Source organism: Bradyrhizobium sp. CCGB01 (assembly GCF_024199795.1).
Classification (GTDB): Bacteria; Pseudomonadota; Alphaproteobacteria; order Rhizobiales; family Xanthobacteraceae; genus Bradyrhizobium.
On the sequence record NZ_JANADK010000001.1, the window covers coordinates 2537154 to 2554779 of the forward strand.

General features: G+C 62.2%; 15 protein-coding genes and 1 pseudogene. 11 read left to right on the forward strand and 5 right to left on the reverse strand.

Translation table 11 applies throughout. From position 1 onward, the window contains the following. Positions 1 to 21: 21 nt before the first annotated feature. Positions 22 to 417 carry a hypothetical protein gene (locus NLM25_RS11435; RefSeq protein ID WP_254137016.1) on the reverse strand — a complete coding sequence of 132 codons (396 nt, stop codon included), beginning with the start codon at positions 415 to 417 and terminating at the stop codon, positions 22 to 24. Between the two features lie 143 nt (positions 418 to 560). Here NLM25_RS11435 and NLM25_RS11440 point away from each other — a divergent pair, with 143 nt between their 5' ends. The 3 genes from NLM25_RS11440 (at position 561) to NLM25_RS11450 (ending at position 2522) form a co-directional block, all read left to right on the forward strand. Next, complete coding sequence (locus NLM25_RS11440) at positions 561 to 1493, forward strand: Ku protein (protein WP_254137017.1); 933 nt, start codon at positions 561 to 563, stop codon at positions 1491 to 1493. A 64-nt stretch (positions 1494 to 1557) separates the two neighbouring features. Then, a complete protein-coding gene (locus tag NLM25_RS11445; protein WP_254137018.1) occupies positions 1558 to 2061 on the forward strand; it encodes an NUDIX domain-containing protein in 504 nt (167 codons plus the stop codon). Beyond that, positions 2058 to 2522 (forward strand): metallophosphoesterase family protein, encoded by a 465-nt coding sequence (locus tag NLM25_RS11450; protein ID WP_254137019.1) that lies wholly within the window; start codon positions 2058 to 2060, stop codon positions 2520 to 2522. Before NLM25_RS11445 ends, NLM25_RS11450 begins: the two co-directional genes overlap by 4 nt. Before the next feature lie 54 nt (positions 2523 to 2576). Here NLM25_RS11450 and ligD read toward each other — a convergent pair whose 3' ends face one another. Together ligD and NLM25_RS11460 are read right to left on the reverse strand one after the other, a co-directional pair. Continuing rightward, the gene (gene ligD / locus NLM25_RS11455; protein WP_254137020.1) at positions 2577 to 3524 is read right to left on the reverse strand and encodes a non-homologous end-joining DNA ligase; all 948 of its coding nucleotides are present in this window, start codon (positions 3522 to 3524) and stop codon (positions 2577 to 2579) included. Continuing rightward, entirely contained in the window at positions 3521 to 3664 is a 144-nt protein-coding gene (locus NLM25_RS11460; protein ID WP_254137021.1) for a hypothetical protein, read from the reverse strand. The genes ligD and NLM25_RS11460 overlap by 4 nt, the downstream gene beginning before the upstream one ends. 83 nt (positions 3665 to 3747) lie before the next feature. Here NLM25_RS11460 and NLM25_RS11465 point away from each other — a divergent pair, with 83 nt between their 5' ends. Beyond that, positions 3748 to 3957, forward strand: coding sequence for a DUF3606 domain-containing protein (locus tag NLM25_RS11465; protein WP_256570686.1), 210 nt, complete (start codon positions 3748 to 3750; stop codon positions 3955 to 3957). A gap of 25 nt (positions 3958 to 3982) precedes the next feature. Here the strand turns inward: NLM25_RS11465 and NLM25_RS11470 are convergent. Together NLM25_RS11470 and NLM25_RS11475 are read right to left on the reverse strand one after the other, a co-directional pair. Next, positions 3983 to 4260, reverse strand: a pseudogene (locus NLM25_RS11470) (hypothetical protein). Positions 4261 to 5350: 1090 nt separating this feature from the next. Then, positions 5351 to 6388 (reverse strand): IS110 family transposase, encoded by a 1038-nt coding sequence (locus NLM25_RS11475; RefSeq protein ID WP_254137022.1) that lies wholly within the window; start codon positions 6386 to 6388, stop codon positions 5351 to 5353. 680 nt (positions 6389 to 7068) lie between these two features. Here NLM25_RS11475 and NLM25_RS11480 point away from each other — a divergent pair. The 7 genes from NLM25_RS11480 (at position 7069) to NLM25_RS44115 (ending at position 17526) form a co-directional block, all read left to right on the forward strand. Continuing rightward, positions 7069 to 8031, forward strand: a complete 963-nt coding sequence (locus NLM25_RS11480; RefSeq protein WP_254137023.1) for an ArdC family protein — start codon at positions 7069 to 7071, stop codon at positions 8029 to 8031. Positions 8032 to 8136: 105 nt separating this feature from the next. Then, positions 8137 to 10254 carry a ParB/RepB/Spo0J family partition protein gene (locus NLM25_RS11485; protein WP_254137024.1) on the forward strand — a complete coding sequence of 706 codons (2118 nt, stop codon included), beginning with the start codon at positions 8137 to 8139 and terminating at the stop codon, positions 10252 to 10254. 227 nt (positions 10255 to 10481) lie between these two features. Further along, the gene (locus NLM25_RS11490; RefSeq protein WP_375167883.1) at positions 10482 to 14567 is read left to right on the forward strand and encodes a strawberry notch-like NTP hydrolase domain-containing protein; all 4086 of its coding nucleotides are present in this window, start codon (positions 10482 to 10484) and stop codon (positions 14565 to 14567) included. A gap of 33 nt (positions 14568 to 14600) precedes the next feature. Next, positions 14601 to 14756, forward strand: coding sequence for a hypothetical protein (locus tag NLM25_RS44410; RefSeq protein ID WP_375167827.1), 156 nt, complete (start codon positions 14601 to 14603; stop codon positions 14754 to 14756). After that, positions 14756 to 15817, forward strand: coding sequence for a toprim domain-containing protein (locus NLM25_RS11495; protein ID WP_254137025.1), 1062 nt, complete (start codon positions 14756 to 14758; stop codon positions 15815 to 15817). Before NLM25_RS44410 ends, NLM25_RS11495 begins: the two co-directional genes overlap by 1 nt. 366 nt (positions 15818 to 16183) lie before the next feature. Next, a complete protein-coding gene (locus NLM25_RS11500) occupies positions 16184 to 17107 on the forward strand; it encodes a DUF2493 domain-containing protein (protein WP_254137026.1) in 924 nt (307 codons plus the stop codon). Next, positions 17104 to 17526 (forward strand): hypothetical protein, encoded by a 423-nt coding sequence (locus NLM25_RS44115; protein ID WP_309143664.1) that lies wholly within the window; start codon positions 17104 to 17106, stop codon positions 17524 to 17526. Before NLM25_RS11500 ends, NLM25_RS44115 begins: the two co-directional genes overlap by 4 nt. Positions 17527 to 17626: the final 100 nt, after the last annotated feature.

Consider the following 17626-nt stretch of genomic DNA (forward strand, 5'->3'; position numbering starts at 1 on the left):
TGGATCGCGTTCCGGAACGGGCTAGGACGTCTCGAACGCTGGCCAGCACCCGTCTTCTTCATGCCTGCCGGTGCGCTGTTGGCAGGTGTTGTCGAGCAACCGCTGCGCCACGTCCTTCCAAAGCGCGTTGCCGCCATACAATCGGAGTGCATCGGCCTTCTGGATTTCCACGGTCCGTTCGCAGCGACGGCATGAGATGCGCAGGACATGGCGTTGAATCTCGGAAAGACGCCGCGGTCGCCTCTGGGCTCCACTCTCGCCGGCGCGAGCGTCTTTCAGGACCGATTCCCAATATTCCGCTGGGAGCGGTGCATTCGGAGCCGAGGCGGAGGGGCCCTGCCTACGGGCGGCTTCAGCGGCCAGTTTTTCCATCTGTTTAGGGTTCGGCATGCGCCAGCTCGCGGGTCGATCGGTCATTCCGAATTAGAACATAACAAGAACAAATGTCGAGTCCGCTTGACCCTTATTCGTGAAAAATCATCCCGTCGGAAGGGGCGCGGTGTCGGAACCAAGCCGGCCCGTTCGTCTTGAATCCGGCACCAGTATGGAGTTCCCCCGCGATGGCCCCCCGCGCTAACTGGAAAGGCTTCCTGCGTCTTTCCCTTGTCACCTGTCCGGTAGCGCTCTATCCGGCCACGTCGGAATCCGAAAAGGTCTCGTTCAATCAGCTCAACCGGAAGACCGGCCACCGCATCAAGTACGCCAAGGTGGACGCTGATACCGGCGAGGAGGTCGACAACGAGGACATCGTCAAGGGCTACAAGGTCGACACCGACACATTCATCGAGGTGACGAAGGAGGAGCTCGAGAACGTCGCACTGGAATCGACGCGAACGATCGAGATCGATGAGTTCGTCGACCGCAGCGAGATTGATCCAAGATATCTGATCCGTCCTTACTACCTGACACCAGATGGCAAAGTCGGGCACGACGCCTTCGCCGTTATCCGCGAAACCATCCGCGAGATGAACAAGGTTGCGATCGGTCGCGTGGTGCTGACCAATCGCGAGCACATCATCGCGCTGGAGCCGCTCGACAAGGGGTTGATGGGAACGCTGCTGCGCTATCCCTACGAAGTCCGGTCCGCCGACGAGTATTTCGACGATATCCAGGATGTCAAAGTCACCAAGGACATGCTCGATCTCGCCAAGCACATCGTCAATCAGAAGGCGGGCCATTTCGAGCCGGACAAGTTCGAAGACCAGTATGAAACCGCGCTCATCGACCTCATCAACCAGAAGCGCGCCGGCAAACCCATCACCGCGAAGGCGCGCCCCCGCGGGGAGAACGTCGTCGACCTGATGGACGCGCTGCGCAAGAGCATTGGAAGAGAAGGGGCGGCCGCGACAGAGGCACCCAGGAAACCAGGCAAAAAGCCACGCAAGGCGGCGGCCGGGCAAAAGGAAATGCTGATGCCGATCGCAGGCAAGAAGCCGGCGAAAGAGGCCGCCGCGAAGAAGCCGGCGGCCAAACCGCAGCGGAAGTCAGCCTAGCGTGTCCTGAAGCAACCAGTGATGCCAGACGGCCGTTACTTCGTCGTCCACGGCAGGGAGCGATATGGCTGCGCTGAAAAAGACTTCCAGGAGATCGATGTTGAGCGCGGGCATTCTCGCCTACCGCAAGGGCGCTCGCGGGCTCGAGGTTCTACTCGTTCATCCCGGCGGTCCGTTCTGGCGCAAGAAGGATAACGGCGCCTGGTCCATTCCGAAGGGCGAAATCGACGCCGCCGATGCTCCGGAGCAGGTCGCGCGGCGCGAGTTTGCCGAAGAACTCGGTCCGAGTGCTTCGATTGGTCCACTCCAGCCGCTGGGGGAGGTCCGACAGCGAGGAGGGAAGCGCGTCATCGCATTCGCCGGAGAAGGCCAGTTTGACCCGGCGGCGCTTTCCAGCAATACCTTCGATATTGAATGGCCGCCGCGAAGCGGTCGACTGCAGAGCTTTCCTGAAGTCGACCGCGCGGAATGGTTCGCTATCGCGTTCGCGAGGACCAAGATGCTGTCCGCTCAGGTCGAGCTTCTCGATCGCCTTTTGGGGATCGCGGTTGAGAGCGCCGGGAAATGACGTTCAGGATTGGAATCATTTCAGACACGCACGGCCTGTTGCGGCCCGAGGCGGAACGAGGCTTGGCGGGCGTTGATCACATCATTCATGCCGGCGACATCGGGCGCCCCGAGATCGTCGACGCGCTTCGCCGGATCGCGCCTGTCACTGCCATCCGTGGAAACGTAGACAGTGGCGAGTGGGCGCGCGACTACCCCGATACGAAACTCGTACGTCTGACGGGTAAATCGATCTACGTTCTGCACGACCTGAAGACGCTGAAGGTCGATCCCGGCGCCGGCATGGACGTCATCATCTTCGGGCATTCTCACGTGCCGAAGATCGACACGGTCGGTGGCATTCTCTACCTGAATCCCGGCAGCGCGGGACCTCGCCGTTTCAAGCTGCCGATCAAGTTTGCGACGCTCGAACTCACGCCTGACGGCATGCGACCGGAAATCCACGATCTTGGAGGCGAGTGAGTGTCGGCGGAGGGTGCGTCAATCCTTTTTGCCGGTTTTCGCCGAAGAGAAGCTCTACTTGCGCGGGCGTTCTCGCTCACGCACGACGTCCTTCGCCCGCTTGTCGGACCTGAGCCCGAGGTAGACGGGCTGGCGCAGTTCGCCCTTACTCGTCCACTCCGCAAATTTGACCTCGGCAACCAACGAGGGCTTGACCCAAGTCGTGACGGCCTCGTCCTTCACTTTGGTAGGGAAGGGTGATTTCGGGGTCCTCAGCTTCATGAGCTTGGTGTGGAGGTCTTCCAGGACCTTGTGGCTGAAGCCAGTGCCAACATGTCCGATATAGCGCCATGTGTCGTCTTCCCGCACGGCGAGGACCAGGGCGCCGAAGTATGGTCTTGTACGCCTCGGCGCCGTGAAGCCCGCGATCACCACTTCCTGCCGCTTTGCTGTCTTGATCTTCAGCCAGTCCGCCGTCCGGCTTCCGGACGCATACGCGCTGTCGGCGCGCTTCGCCATGACGCCTTCCAAACCCTTCCGCTCGGCCTCGGCGAAGAATTTCGTACCGTACGCTTTGCGGTGACGGCTGAAGGCGATCAGCCGGTGACGCGGCAAGATCGCTTTCAGCCGCTCCTTGCGGTTGAGAAGAGGCTGTTTGCGCAAGTCGACTGTGTTCTGAAACATGAGATCGAAGGCGCAATACAGGAGCTTCGCTTCATGGCGCAGTGCGTTCTGAAGTAGCTGGAAATGCGAGACGCCGTCCTTTCCGATCGCAACGAGTTCGCCATCGATCACGGCGTCGCCCTTCACGCCCTCCAGCGCTTTGGCGACCTCGATATAGCTGCGGCTGATGATCTTGCCGTTGCGGCTGTAGAGCGAAACCTTGCCCCGCCGGATTTCCGCGATCATCCGGAAGCCATCGTACTTATCCTCGAAAACCCAGTCGGGGTCGTCGAACGGCCCGTCGGTGAGCGTAGCGAGCATTGGCTGTAAGCGCTTGGGCAGGGTCGACGTCCGGCTCATTCAAGGGCCAATCCTTCAGTGTGTGTCGCGTAATGCAGGGACGGCACCTTATCGCTCAAGGTGGCCAGGGCCGGTTCGATGGAGCCGGGGAAAGGCGCCTCGACGCCGTTTACCGCCTGCTTTTTACGCTGAAACGCCACTGAACAACTCCACGCTACAGCCGATTCAAATTGGCACAGTTCGAATCGTTCCGGAACCTGCGAATCCCTGTCGCGTTGCTTCCATGTCACAACAGGAGGCACCAGTGGCGGGAGCGAAGAAGAGCAAGACGGCCCGTGGAAGGAAGCAGGACCGGGCGCGGGTGGCAGGCGGGCAGGACTACGAACTGCAGTACGAAGCAAAGAAGACCGGAAGGTCGGCGCCAGCGGTGAAGAAGGCCGTCAAAAAGGTTGGCAACGCGCGCAAGCGCGTGGAGAAACAGCTGGGCCGCTGAGGCGGAGTAGGGTCGGCGTCGGGGCCTAGCGCCGGTCCTCCTCGTCAGGAGGGCATTCTGGGCAGGTGTCACCAATCGAATCCAGCACGTCGCGAACCGCGGCCTCCGCTTCTTGACGGGATACGTCTGCTGGCGGATCTCGACGGGCGATGTCGAAGGCCCGCTCTCGTCATGGGGATTGGCGCGGTCCTGCATCCAACCGTGCTCGTCGCACTCGCGGATGGCGCCGGCTTCATTCAGCACGTTGATCGCCCAACCGCGCAGGGTGCGGATCGGCGGCCGTCTCTGCTTGGTCATCAGCATTGAAGGTTCTCCCGCGCTGAGACGAATCGTTTAGTCCCGCAGACGTTCCCCATCGCTAACCCACGACTGAGATTCCGGATCGTGGGATCTCGTGGTTTTTCGAAGGCCGAATTTTCCGTCCGGCCAGATGCTAGGGTGGCCAAGAACGAACAGAAGAACCGTTTTCCGATGCTTCAGACGTCCGAGCTCAGGTGATTGCTCCTTGCTCCGTTTTGCGCGTGCGGCTGTCGCCGCACCGGGCTCTCGTGAACCGAGCCGCGTAGCGTCTCGGCCTTGCGGCTTCGATCCCTCGCGCACGAGCCCAGATCACGCCCTCGCAGGGCAGAAATGAAAAACCGGACCTTTATGCAGCAGCCACCTGCACAAAGGTCCGGCCTTATCTTAGCTTGCCGCGATACCGAACGGCTGCAAAGGACGCTTCATATCCTTTGGGAGGTCTCGCTTTTCATCCGGGTTGCGACCCGGAGGCGGCAATAGATCAGTAGCCGATACGACTACTTCTTCTTCTTTGAAGTCTTCTTTGCCACCTTCTTGGTGGCTGCCTTCGCGGTCTTCTTTGCCTTCTTCGCTTTCTTGGCCATGTCGTCCTCTGTAAGAATTGGCTCTCAGTGAACATGCCCACGACGTGCATAAACATGCGCACGAGTGAGACGTTATCACAAAAGCAAAATTGATACCAAGCAGACGTGAAGCCGCATTGAGTCGCTCGCCGGAGGCACTCGCCCTCGGGCCGGCAGTCATTGCATGCCGGCGTCGCTATCACTGCCCTTCGGGTCGGGTGCCTTCTTAACCGGTCTTCTCTAACCGGGGTTGGGGCGTCAAGTACCAAATCTGATCTAATTGCCGCATTGTGGCTGTCCCTTCCGAACCTACCATGGCGTCAAAGCTATCCGGCGATCGCGCTTCTCTTCGAGGTCGGGATCCCCGCCTCATGATGATGTTCGTGAAGAAGTGGCGGGACCATCTCGGGAGCGCAGTCACGGAGCGATCGGCTCGCGCTGCAGACCGGTCATCACCCTCGCCATTCCTCGTCCTGCCGGACTCCTTGACAGCCTTTCGGCCGTGTTCCGCTGATCAGTGCACTCGGGTGTCAGGCCGCCGCTGTGGCCTCCGATCTCTCCCACCGGAAGTCGCTGCCGTCGCACCACATGCGGTGCAGGATGACGGATATCTTGCGAGCCACCGCAACCAGTGCATTTTTCATGGAGCTGCGCTTGGCAATGCGGATGCCCCATGCCTTTAGCGAGCACCAACGTCTGGTGTTGACCATCAATGAGTGCGCTGCTTCAAAGAGATGCTCTCGAGCAAAGGCATCGCCGCACCGGGTGATGCGCCCGTTGTAATCGACCTCTCCGGATGCGTATTTGCCCGGGGTCAGTCCAAGATGGACGCCAACATGCCGTGATTTTCGGAAGCGGCTTGGATTGTCGATGGTCGTCTTGAATGCCAAAGCTGTCAGGGGGCCAACGCCAGGAACCGTCATGAACCGGCGGCAAATAGCATCGCTCCGAACCAGGCGCCCAATCAAGCGCGTCAACACGTGCGCCTGTTCGCCGAGCATGCGCCGGGCCTCTAGCAATGGAACGACGAGGGCCTGTAAATCTCCATCAGCTACGATCAGCTCGCGTACACGTTCTTCAAAGCGGCTTTGGCCGATAAGGCCCACTTTGAATCCAAAGGTTCGAAGTGCTGCCCGAATATGATTGTTGAGGTCGCGTTGCTTGTCGAGCAGGCACCGACGACTGCCCATCAATGCTCGTAGCTTTTGGCTGTCTTCTGATTTGATGTGAACCGCCTTAAACCATCCTGTTCGCATCATTTGCGCGAGCGCGCGAGCATCGTTGCGGTCCGTCTTGACAGTTTGAGCCTGCATCACGCTCTTTGCGTGTCGGGTCTCAACACAAATGACCGGTAATCCACCTTCCGAAAGCCCCTTGGACAGCCACGAGGAACATTGACCGGCCTCCAGCCCAACGCGCCGCAAAGCGAAGCGGGTATTTTTCAGCCAGGAAATTAGCGCCTCGGGCTCAGTGTCCGTCACTCCTTCCCGGACGATATTTCCATCTTGATCAACGATGCAGATCGCGGTGCGCTTGAGAGAGACGTCGAGTCCAGCGAAGTAATTCATCAGGATCTCCAGCTCATCTTGTTGGGCGAATCGATCGACGTATTATGCGCCCGAGAGGTTGGTGCCCGGTTACTTCATCTCGCGACGGCACTCGGTCCCGGGTCCCGCCGCTACGCGTCGGCGCTATGCTGACCCCTGCGGGTGCCTCTTTCGCCGCGTCCGTGAGTGCTGTTCGCTTTTGCTCCGCCACAGGCCTCTCTTCCATAATTGTGAGACTCCTGTGAAAATCTCGGGCGGTTCTCGTATCATGGCCTGCATCATGTTCGCCCAGGTTTTGGCGCGTGCCGCCAGGGCCGCACCGGGCTCTCGTGAACCGAGCCGCGCAGCGTCTCGGCCTTGCGGCTTCGATCCCTCGCGCCAGAGCTTTGGTGCTCCTCGCCGGGGGCACTTGGGAAAGGGGCTCGCCTGCGGCGATCGCTATCACTGCCCCGTTCCCGGGTGCCGCTATTGAACCGGTCTCGTCGCTGCACTCGGACCCGCGTGCCCCTTCGGGTCGCTATGCTCACGCTCTCCGGGTGCCATTTTCCGTCGAGGCGATGCGCCCTTGGGCACACGCCTGATCGGGCCTGGGTCCCAGGTAGATGGCGCTAGAGGCTGAAAGTAAGAGTGCAGGCTGGGTTTTTCCGTGACGGGTTACAAGCTGCGAGAGAGGCTCGTGGCGCCCGTCGCGGAGATCCGCGATGTCGAATCCCACTGCTTGCGCGCGCGTCGGCCAGGACCGGGCGAACCTCTACAACGAAATCACCGACAAGATCATCGCCGAGCTTGAGGCCGGACGCGTCCCCTGGGTCCAGCCCTGGGGTACGGCCGCGGCGAAAGCGCCGCTGGCCATGCCGAAAAACGCCTCGACCGACCGGCAATACAGTGGCGTTAACATCCTCATCCTCTGGGGAGCCGTGATCGAACGCGGATTTGCCGGTCAAAGTTGGCTCACGTTTCGTCAGGCGCTCTCGCTTGGCGGCCACGTTCGCAAGGGAGAGCGCGGTACTACTGTTGTTTACGCAGATCGTTTCGTGCCGAATGACGAAAAGCGCCGCGCCGCCGAGACCGGTAAAGACGCGCAGTCAATTCCATTCCTCAAACGATTTACCGTGTTCAACGTCGATCAGTGCGCAGATCTGCCTGACGAGATTGCTACCGCTGCGCCGCCACCGCCGGCTGGCCTGATTGAACCCACGGTTGACGCCGTCATCAAGGCCAGCGGAATTCCATTTCGCATTGGTGGAGATCGCGCATTCTATGCAACGGCAGAAGACTATGTTCAGGTCCCGCCGTCGCAGGCCTATTTCGAACCGATCAACTGGCATCGCACAGCGCTGCATGAACTCGGTCATGCGACCGGGCATCCCTCGCGGCTCAATCGCGACCAGAGCGGATCCTACGGTACGAAGAAATATGCCTTCGAAGAACTGGTCGCCGAGTTGAGTTCCGCGTTCAGCTGCGCGTCGCTCGGGATCGTCCCGACTGTGCGCCATGCCGACTATATCGGGTCATGGCTGGAAGTCCTGCGCGAAGACAATCGGGCCATCGTGCGGGCCGCCTCCCAGGCGAGCAAGGCCGCGGACTATTTGCTCGGTTTCGTTCCCGGGTCCATTGAGCCGGCGTCGCTGGATTCGGTTGTCGCCGATCACGAGGCGGCGTGATGCTTCGCCTCGTGTGGCCGCGCGAGAGTGAGAGGAGGGGAGGTTATTCGCGACGGGTTGGTGGCCGAGAGAGAGTCTCACGGCCGCCCGTCGTGGAGAGCCAAGATGACGAAAGCCGTACAAAAGATCACGCTGTCGCCTTCCCGGGACATCCCTTTCAACAAGCTCGTGCTCAGCCAGTCGAACGTGCGCCGCGTCAAGGCCGGGGTCTCGATCGAGCAGCTAGCCGAGAGCATCGCGCAGCGTACGCTTCTGCAAAGTCTGAGTGTCCGGGCCGTCGTCGATGCAGATGGCAACGAGACCGGCATGTTCGAGGTGCCAGCGGGCGGCCGGCGCTATCGCGCTCTCGAACTCCTGGTGAAACAGAAGCGGATGTTGAAGACGCAGGCGGTGCCGTGCGTCGTCCGCGAAGGGGGCATTGCCGCGGACGATTCCGTGGCGGAGAACGATGAGCGGGTCGGCCTGCACCCGCTCGATCAGTTTCGGGCCTTCCAGACACTCCGCGATCTCGGCATGTCCGAGGAAGACATCGCCGCCCGGCACTTCGTGAACCCAGCGATCGTGAAGCAGCGGCTGCGGCTGGCGTCGGTGTCGCCGAAGCTGCATGAGGTCTATGCCGAAGACGGCATGACGCTCGAGCAGCTCATGGCGTTCTCGGTCATGGCCAATCACGCCCGCCAGGAGCAAATCTGGGAGAATGTCAGCCGTTCCGGCCGTGACGAGCCTTACCAGATCCGGCGCTTGCTCACTGAGAACACCGTACGCGGGTCTGATCGCCGCGCTCAATTTGTGGGCCTTGATGCATATCAGAACGCGGGTGGCGGCGTTCTGCGGGATCTGTTCGAGCACGACGACGGCGGCTGGCTTCAGGACGTTGTGCTGCTCGACCGCCTCGTAGCCGAAAAGCTCAAGGCCGAGGCTGAGACGATTGCCGCCGAAGGTTGGAAGTGGACATCGGTCGCCGTAGAGTTCCCCTACGGTCACACCCAAGGCCTACGGGAGATCGAAGGCAGACCTGTCGATCTCTCACCTGAGGAGCAGGCCACCATCGACGCCCTGAATGCCGAGCAGGCCAAGCTTGAAGCAGATTATCAGGGTGCCGACGAATTGCCCGACGAGGTCGATCAGCGTCTCGGCGCAATCGAGTCGGCACTGGCGGCATTCGAAGACCGGCCGATGCTTTATGATCAGTCGGAGATCGCCCGAGCGGGCGTCTTCATCAGCATCGATTCCGAAGGGCGCCTCTCCGTTGACCGGGGTTACGTCCGGCCAGAGGACGAGGTGCCGGCAGCCGATCCTGATGCCGAGCAGGGCGCCGATGCGTCGTCGACCGAAGGTCAAGGAGGGGGCTCTTCCGTCCAGCGCTCGGTCATAGCGGTCGCAGGTAGTGCTCCTGATGCCGAAGAAGATGATGAGGACGCGGCCCGGCCTCTGCCGGATCGGCTGATTATCGAGCTGACGGCGCATCGCACGCTGGCATTGCGGGATGCGCTGGCAGAAAATCCAGCGATCGCGTTCCAGGCGGTCCTGCACAACTTCGTGCTGACGGCCTTTTACCGGTTCGCATCGTCTGGGAGCTGTCTTGAGATCGGCCTTCGCACGCCGAACTTTTCCGCTCAAGCTCCTGGGTTGAGAGAAAGCGTGTCTGCGAAGGCGGTCGAGGCGCGGCATGAGGCCTGGAAGGCACGGTTGCCGAAGAGCGAAAACGATCTCTGGGATGCGCTCACGGCTCTTGATGGTGGTGCACAGGCATCGCTGTTCGCCCATTGTGCATCATTTGCGGTCAACGCCGTCTATGAGCCGGCGAATCGCTACAATCAGGGGCGCGTCTCCGCCCATGGCGTTCGCACGCGTCTCGACCAGGCTGAGGTGCTGGCCCGCGCGGTCGGGCTCGACATGGTGCAGGCCGGCTGGCGACCGACCGTCGACAACTATCTCGGCCGGGTCACCAAGCCGCGTATTCTGGAAGCGGTGCGGGAAGCGAAGGGCGAGCCGTCGGCGCAACTGATCGACCATCTGAAGAAGGCCGACATGGCAAAGGAGGCCGAGCGCCTTCTGGATGGCTCGGGCTGGTTGCCGGAGCCGCTGCGTCTCGTCGATCCCGATGCGGCGCCAGTGGGACAGGAGGGCGAAGCGGGCCCGCTTCCCGAATTCCTCGCCGATGATGAGGATCAAGAGAACGCCAGCGACGACGATCCGCAACAGCTCGACGCGGCCGAGTGAAAACACAGAGCGGGACGACTCCGGCCGTCCTGCGGTTGCTTGGGGACCGGTGCACAGTGCGGGTCCCCATTCTTCTGGGGGAGGGCTCAGAGGGAGAGCTAGGCCGGGAAGGGTTTGAGCCGTTGGGGCGGAGGAGAGCGCCTGATGGTTCGACCCGTTCCTGCTCTCCGAAAGAAATCTCAATGACCGAATCTCTCGCCGGCGGCGCTGCCGCTGCGCCGCTCTCCATGCGTGCCGCTGCAAATCTCACCTCAGCCGCCGTCAGGGCCGCGCGACAGCTTCTGACCGAGCTCGAACGCGGCCGGCGCATCGATGCCGCTGTTCTGCGTAGCGCCCTGGAAGCCGCCTTTGGCGCTTCGGACACAGCCGGCGTTTGGAACTGGAAAACCGCCTATGACGTCTGCGAGGCGGCAACCGTTCTGTTCCTTCGCAAGTTCGGCCCGGCCATGCGTGCCAAGGCCGGCTCGACCGTCGCCATGCTGCCGATGCTTGTGAAGGTCGCGAGCTGTTTGCCGACCTATACGCGGCGTTCCGAGGACAGTCAGGCGCTTCAGCAATTCTCGACACCGCTCCCGCTCGGGCTGGCGGCATGCACCGCAGCCGGCATTACGCCGGCCGATCGCGTCCTGGAGCCCTCCGCGGGGACCGGTTTGCTCGCCGTGTTTGCCGAGCTCGCCGGCGGCGCCTTGGTGTTGAACGAGTTGGCCGAGGCCCGTGCGGAGCTGCTCGATCATCTATTTGCGGGCGTTAAGGTCACGCGGTTCGATGCTGCTCAGATCAATGACCACCTCGATGCGAGCGTCGCACCGAGCGTTGTTTTGATGAACCCGCCGTTCTCCGCGCTGGCAAATGTCGATCGGCGGATGGCGGATGCGGCCCTCCGCCACGTCGCTTCGGCACTCGCGCGTCTTTGCGATGGTGGGCGCCTCGTCGCCATAGCTGGCGCAAGCTTCGCGCCGGATAACCCGGCATGGCGAGATGCCTTTGTGCGGCTCCAGGAACGCGGGCGGGTGGTGTTTTCTGCGGCTATCGACGGCAGCCTTTACGCCAAGCATGGCACTCGGACGGATACGAGGCTGCTTGTGATCGACAAGCTGCCCGCCGCAGATCCGAAAGCTTTTCCTGCCTCGCCAGGAATGGCGGGCGATGTCGCGACCTTGCTTGGCTGGGTGAACCAGCATGTGCCTGAAAGGCTGCCCGTCGCCGCACCATCGGAGATCGCTACTATCGGGCGGCCAGCGACGTCACGATTGGTCGGCGCTGTTGCATCAATTTCTTCGTCCTCTTCGATAACCGCAGCATCAGAAGGTGTCGAACTTGCGTACGAGACGGTCGAATGGTCGCCGCCGGAAAGCGCCCAGCTGACCGATGCACTTTACGAGGAGTATGGATTGTCGATCCGTATTCCGGGATCGTGCGCACACCCGACCAAACTCGTGCAATCCGCGGCGATGGCTTCCGTTGCGCCACCGAAGCCATCCTATCGTCCGCATCTGCCGGTCAATGTTATGGCAGACGGAGTTCTATCGGATGCCCAGCTCGAGAGCATCATCTATGCCGGCGAGGCACATTCCGAGTTTCTCGCGGGCTCCTGGACGGTCGACGCGACCTTTGATGTTTTGGCCACCGCGCTCGACGACGCGGAAAATGCCGTCCGCTTTCGCCGCGGCTGGTTCTTGGGCGATGGCACCGGGGCGGGCAAGGGGCGGCAGGTCGCGGCGATCCTGCTCGACAACTGGCTCAAGGGCCGCCGCCGTGCGATCTGGATCAGCAAGTCCGACAAGCTGATCGAGGACGCGCAGCGCGATTGGTCCGCGCTCGGCATGGAGCGCCTGCTGGTTACGCCTCTTTCTCGCTTTCGCCAGGGCACCCCGATCCGGCTTGCGGAAGGCCTCCTATTTACCACCTACGCCACGCTACGGACCGACGAGCGTGGCGAAAAGCTTTCGCGCGTCAGGCAGATCGTCGAATGGTTGGGCTCGGACTTCGACGGAGTGATCATCTTCGACGAGAGCCACGCCATGCAGAATGCGGTCGGGGGCAAGGGCGAGCGCGGCGATCAGGCGGCCTCTCAGCAGGGGCGCGCGGGCTTGAGGCTTCAGCACGCCTTGCCGAATGCACGCGTGGTTTATGTGTCGGCGACGGGGGCCACCACGGTTCATAACCTCGCTTATGCCCAACGCCTCGGCCTTTGGGGCGGCGCCGACTTTCCGTTCGCCACCCGGGCCGAGTTCGTCGAAGCAATCGAGGAGGGCGGCGTCGCGGCCATGGAGGTGCTGGCGCGCGACCTCAAGGCGCTCGGACTCTACGCGGCCCGCTCGCTGTCTTACGAGGGCGTCGAGTACGACTTGGTGGAGCACCAGCTTACGCCGGAGCAGGTTCGCATTTACGACGCCTATGCCGGTGCGTTCAGCATCATCCATAACAACCTCGATGCGGCGATGCGAGCCGCCAACATCACAGGCGCAACGGGAACGCTGAACGGGCAGGCCAAATCTGCGGCCCGCTCAGCCTTCGAGAGCGCGAAGCAGCGCTTCTTCGCTCACCTCCTCACCTCGATGAAGACGCCGTCTCTCATCCGATCGATCGAGCAGGATCTTGAGGGTGGACACGCAGCGGTCATCCAGATCGTGTCGACGGGCGAAGCGCTGATGGAGCGCCGGCTCGCTGAGATCCCGACCGAAGAATGGCGCGACATCCAGGTCGACATCACGCCGCGCGAGTATGTCCTCGACTACCTCGCTCATTCCTTCCCAGTCCAGCTCTACGAACCCTTCACCGACTCGGAAGGTAACCTCTGCTCCCGGCCTGTCTATCGCGACGGCCAGCCGGTCGAGAGCCGGGAAGCCGTCGCACGACGCGACCGCCTCATCGACAAGCTTGCCTCGCTACCGCCGGTACCCGGCGCGCTGGATCAAGTCGTCCAGCGCTTCGGCACCGACATGGTCGCCGAGGTCACCGGCCGCTCGCGCCGCATTGTGCGCAAGCGCGACCGCCTGGTGGTCGAAAACCGAGCCGGATCGGCCAACCTCGCGGAGACGTCGGCCTTCATGGATGACGTCAAGCGGATCCTTGTGTTCTCCGACGCGGGCGGCACAGGGAGGAGCTACCATGCCGAACTTTCGGCTCGGAATCGCCGCCTGCGAGTCCATTACCTGCTCGAGCCCGGCTGGAAGGCCGACGCCGCGATCCAGGGGCTCGGCCGGACCAACCGGACCAACCAGGCGCAGCCGCCCCTGTTTCGTCCGATTGCGACCGACGTGAAGGCCGAAAAGCGCTTTCTCAGCACCATTGCCCGCCGGCTCGACACGCTGGGGGCCATCACGCGCGGCCAACGCCAGACCGGAGGGCAGGGCCTGTTCCGGCCCGAGGACAACCTCGAAAGCCAGTACGGCCGCGACGCGTTGCGTCAGCTCTACACGCTGCTCGCGCGAGGCAAGGTCGACGGCTGCTCGCTTGGGAGCTTCGAGGATGCGACAGGTCTGAAGCTCATGGATGCCAATGGGCTCAGGGATGACCTGCCGCCGATCACGACCTTTCTGAACAGGTTATTGGCGCTCACCATCGGCCTACAGAATGTGCTGTTCACCGCCTTCGAGCAGCTCTTGACCGCTCGGATCGAAGGCGCGGTTGCATCCGGCACCTACGACGTGGGGTTGGAAACCCTCCGTGCCGAGAGCTTCGTCGTCACCGACCGGCGGACGATCTATGACCATCCGGGGACCGGCGCTGAGACCCGGCTGCTCACGGTCGCCAAGCGCCAGCGCAATCATCCAGTGAGTCTGGATGACGCTCTTGCACGTCTTTCCGATCGTCAGGCCGTTCTGCTCGTCAATGGGCGCTCGGGAAGAGCCGCCGTGCAGGTCCCTGCGACGAGCGTCATGCTCGATGACGGCGAGATCGAGCGGCGCGTCCGTCTGATCCGGCCGATGGATCAGCACACGGTCCCCTTGACCACCATGGCCGAAAGTCATTGGGACGAAGCAGATTGTGAACGCTTTGCCTCGACCTGGCTGGCGGAGCTTGCCGAGGTCCCCGAGTTCACGGAAAGCACGATCCACGTCGTGGCGGGCTTGCTGTTACCCATCTGGAAGCGGCTGTCGAGCGAATCGACCCGCGTCTATCGGCTCCAGACCGATGCGAGCGAACGCATCATCGGACGCAAGGTTTCGGCCGCGTGGGTCGCAAGCGTCCTTGCGACGGACGCGCCTGCGCTGGCACCGGGCGCTGCCTTTGCCGCGCTGATGGAGGGACGGACTGTCCTCGATCTTGCGGAGGGGCTCCAGCTTCGCCGCGTCCGGGTGATGGGCTGATATCGCATCGAGCTGTCGGGATTCAACGACACGATGCGCGATCGCCTCCGTGCTTACGGCCTCTTTGGGGAGATCATCTCCTGGAAGCTGCGCATGTTCGTGCCCACGGACGCGAGCGGTGTCGAGATCCTGTCGAATGTGCTCGACAGCTATCCGGTTGCGCGCATCAGTGATCGGGAGGCGGCGTAATGTCCCGCGATCCTTCCGAATTGGCACGCCGCCTCGCGCGCGAGGCCGAGGCGGTGTGCAGACACTATCTCTCCAATGGCAGGCGAGCGGGGCGGTACTGGCTGGTGGGCGACGTCCACAACACGCCGGGCCGCTCGTTGTTTGTACGGCTTCAGGAATCGCCGAAGGGGCCCGCTGGGAAATGGACCGACGCCGCGACCGGAGAACATGGTGATCTCCTCGATATCATCCGCGAAAGGCTGGCCTTGCGAGACTTTCGCGAGGTCGCCGAGGAGGCGAGGCGGTTTCTAAAGCTGCCTCGTTCAGAACTGCAATTCGCTCCGAAACCTATTCGTTCAGTCTTGCCGGCCGGATCGCAGGAAGCCGCTCGTCGGCTCTTTGCGATATCCAGCCCAATTGAAGGGACATTAGCCGGGGCGTACTTGCAGCGTCGCGGAATTATTCGCATCAACCATGGTGGCAGCTTGCGCTTCCATCCTCGTTGCTACTATCGACCAGACCAGCATTCGTCGACCGAAACCTGGCCGGCGATGATAGCCTCTGTTGCGGACCCCGAGGGACGCATCACCGGCGTGCACCGCACCTGGCTCGATCCAGACGGCTTTGATCGCCTGCGGCTCGGCAAGGCTCCGATTGAGACGCCACGACGAGCCATGGGCGACCTGCTCGGCAATGCTGTTCGTTTCGGCGTAGTCGATGACGTGCTCGCGGCCGGCGAGGGCATCGAGACCATGCTGTCGCTGCGTTACGCACTTCCGACCCTGCCCATGGCCGCTGCGCTCTCGGCCAATCACCTCGCAGCCATGTTGCTGCCACCTGGTCTGCGTCGGCTCTATATTGCTCGCGATGACGATGCTGCTGGAGATGCCGTACAGGCTATTCTCACTCAGCGTGCGGAAGCCATCGGCATTGAAGCGATACCGCTGTCGCCCCGGCTCGGTGACTTCAACGAAGATCTGCACATCTTCGGCCTCGAGGCCCTCCGATCAGCGTTGCTACTGCAACTCGTACCGGAGGACGTCGTCCGTTTCCTGCATTCGTGGATGGCAACCGCAGAATAGCCCCGGCAATTCGATGGGATAGGTCGGTCGCGGTACGGCCACTGCCGGAAGAGGACGCGACCACGGCCTTCTAGAGGGCGATCGGACGGCAAGCGGCTCCGGCCGGCAATGGCTGCGTCCGGCTATTTTCCGCCGCGCGCCGGCGATGGGAAGACAGATTATTTATCTGGCCGGCGCGCTTTGCATCGCGAAGCAAAATAGCCGGCCTCCGCCATCCTCCGCTGCCGCTTCGGCCCTCCGCTTCCGCCTACGCCCTCAGGGCTTCGGCGGACAAGCCGCTCCGGGTTCTGGCCCGCTCCGCCCGCCGTCTGAGTGATCGCCACGAAGGCCGCGATGGTCGCGGCCGATCCGGCAAGGACATCTCTCATGACTGACCATGACGACATCGAACCGCCGCACGCCACGTCTCCAACCGAGCATACTCTCACCGAATTGCAACTCTTCGGGTACCGCCCCTTCGACGACCAGCCCGATCCACGGCCGCTTCCCGAGGGCAAGATCGTTGCTGGCGCGGTTGCTGACATCTTCGATGCCCTGGTCGCGACCTTGAACGACACTCGCCTCGAGCCGGACCTCGACGATCTGCTCTGGTCGACTGTCAACCTGTTCCATCGTGCCGTAGACCGCATCGAACGCCAACTCGACGACAACGAAAAGGCGCAGCAAAAAAGCCAGCGCGAGCAGGACGGCTCCGAAGTGCGATCCGTCGAACTCGAGCGCATTACGGCGGAAGGCATCACGCTGATTGAGCGCCGCAACTGCCTGGAACTCTTCCGTGACCAGGCCATCGAGCGCTATGAGACACACACCGGCTCATTCTGGCGTCCCCGATCGGGATCACTGGTGAACCACCGCACGCTCACCGCAGCGATGATCGACTCCCGCGACTTCATCGCAGCCAAGCGCCGCACTGAGACCGAGGTCATGTTACCGGCGGGCCCGAAGATCGCACTCACCGGCGGGCTCGACTTCAAAGACCACCACCTTATCTGGGATCGTCTCGATAAAGCTCACGCCAAGCATCCCGACATGGTCCTGCTCCATGGCGGCTCGCCGAAAGGGGCCGAACTGATCGCCTCGAAATGGGCGATCACCCGCAAGGTGCCTCAGATCGCTTTCAAGCCCGATTGGACGAAGCACGCCAAGGCGGCACCATTCAAGCGCAACGACGCCATGCTCGAACTCCTACCGATCGGCGTCATGCACTTCCCGGGCACGGGAATTCAGGACAACCTTGCCGATAAGGCGAAGCGCCTCGGCATCCCCGTCTGGAGGTTCGGCGGCGCGTGAACGCCGTCTTCTCGTTTTCCATCGGGGCGAAATTGCTCACGCCGCAACTCCGCCTCGTTTCGGTCTCATATCCAGAGTTGCGCCGTGGTGGTGGTGGAAGGCGCGCCTGGTACATCTATGCACATGGAGCCACCACCATGCTCGCCCTTGGGCTCGTCCTCAACGCACTCGGCATCGGCTTGTTCTGCTGGGCGATCTTTTCGCTCGCTGTGTATGCGTTGCCATTTTACGTCGCACTGAGTATCGGGATGACGGCGTTTCAGAGCGGTGCCGGCCTCATTGGCACGCTGCTTATCGCAACGGCCGGCGGAAAGCGTGTCCATGGTGTGCGGCCAACACAAACCGCGCCCAGGCAAGCGAAGATCTCACGCCAAGCCAACGACGGCAACCCGATCCGGGACAGGGCGAATGCCACATAATAGCCGGCGACGGCAGCGGGAGCAGCGAATGCTGCCGCGATCGCGATGCGCAAGGCCAAGGATCGGGTAATAGCGACGGCGACCTGGCCGAGGACGAGCA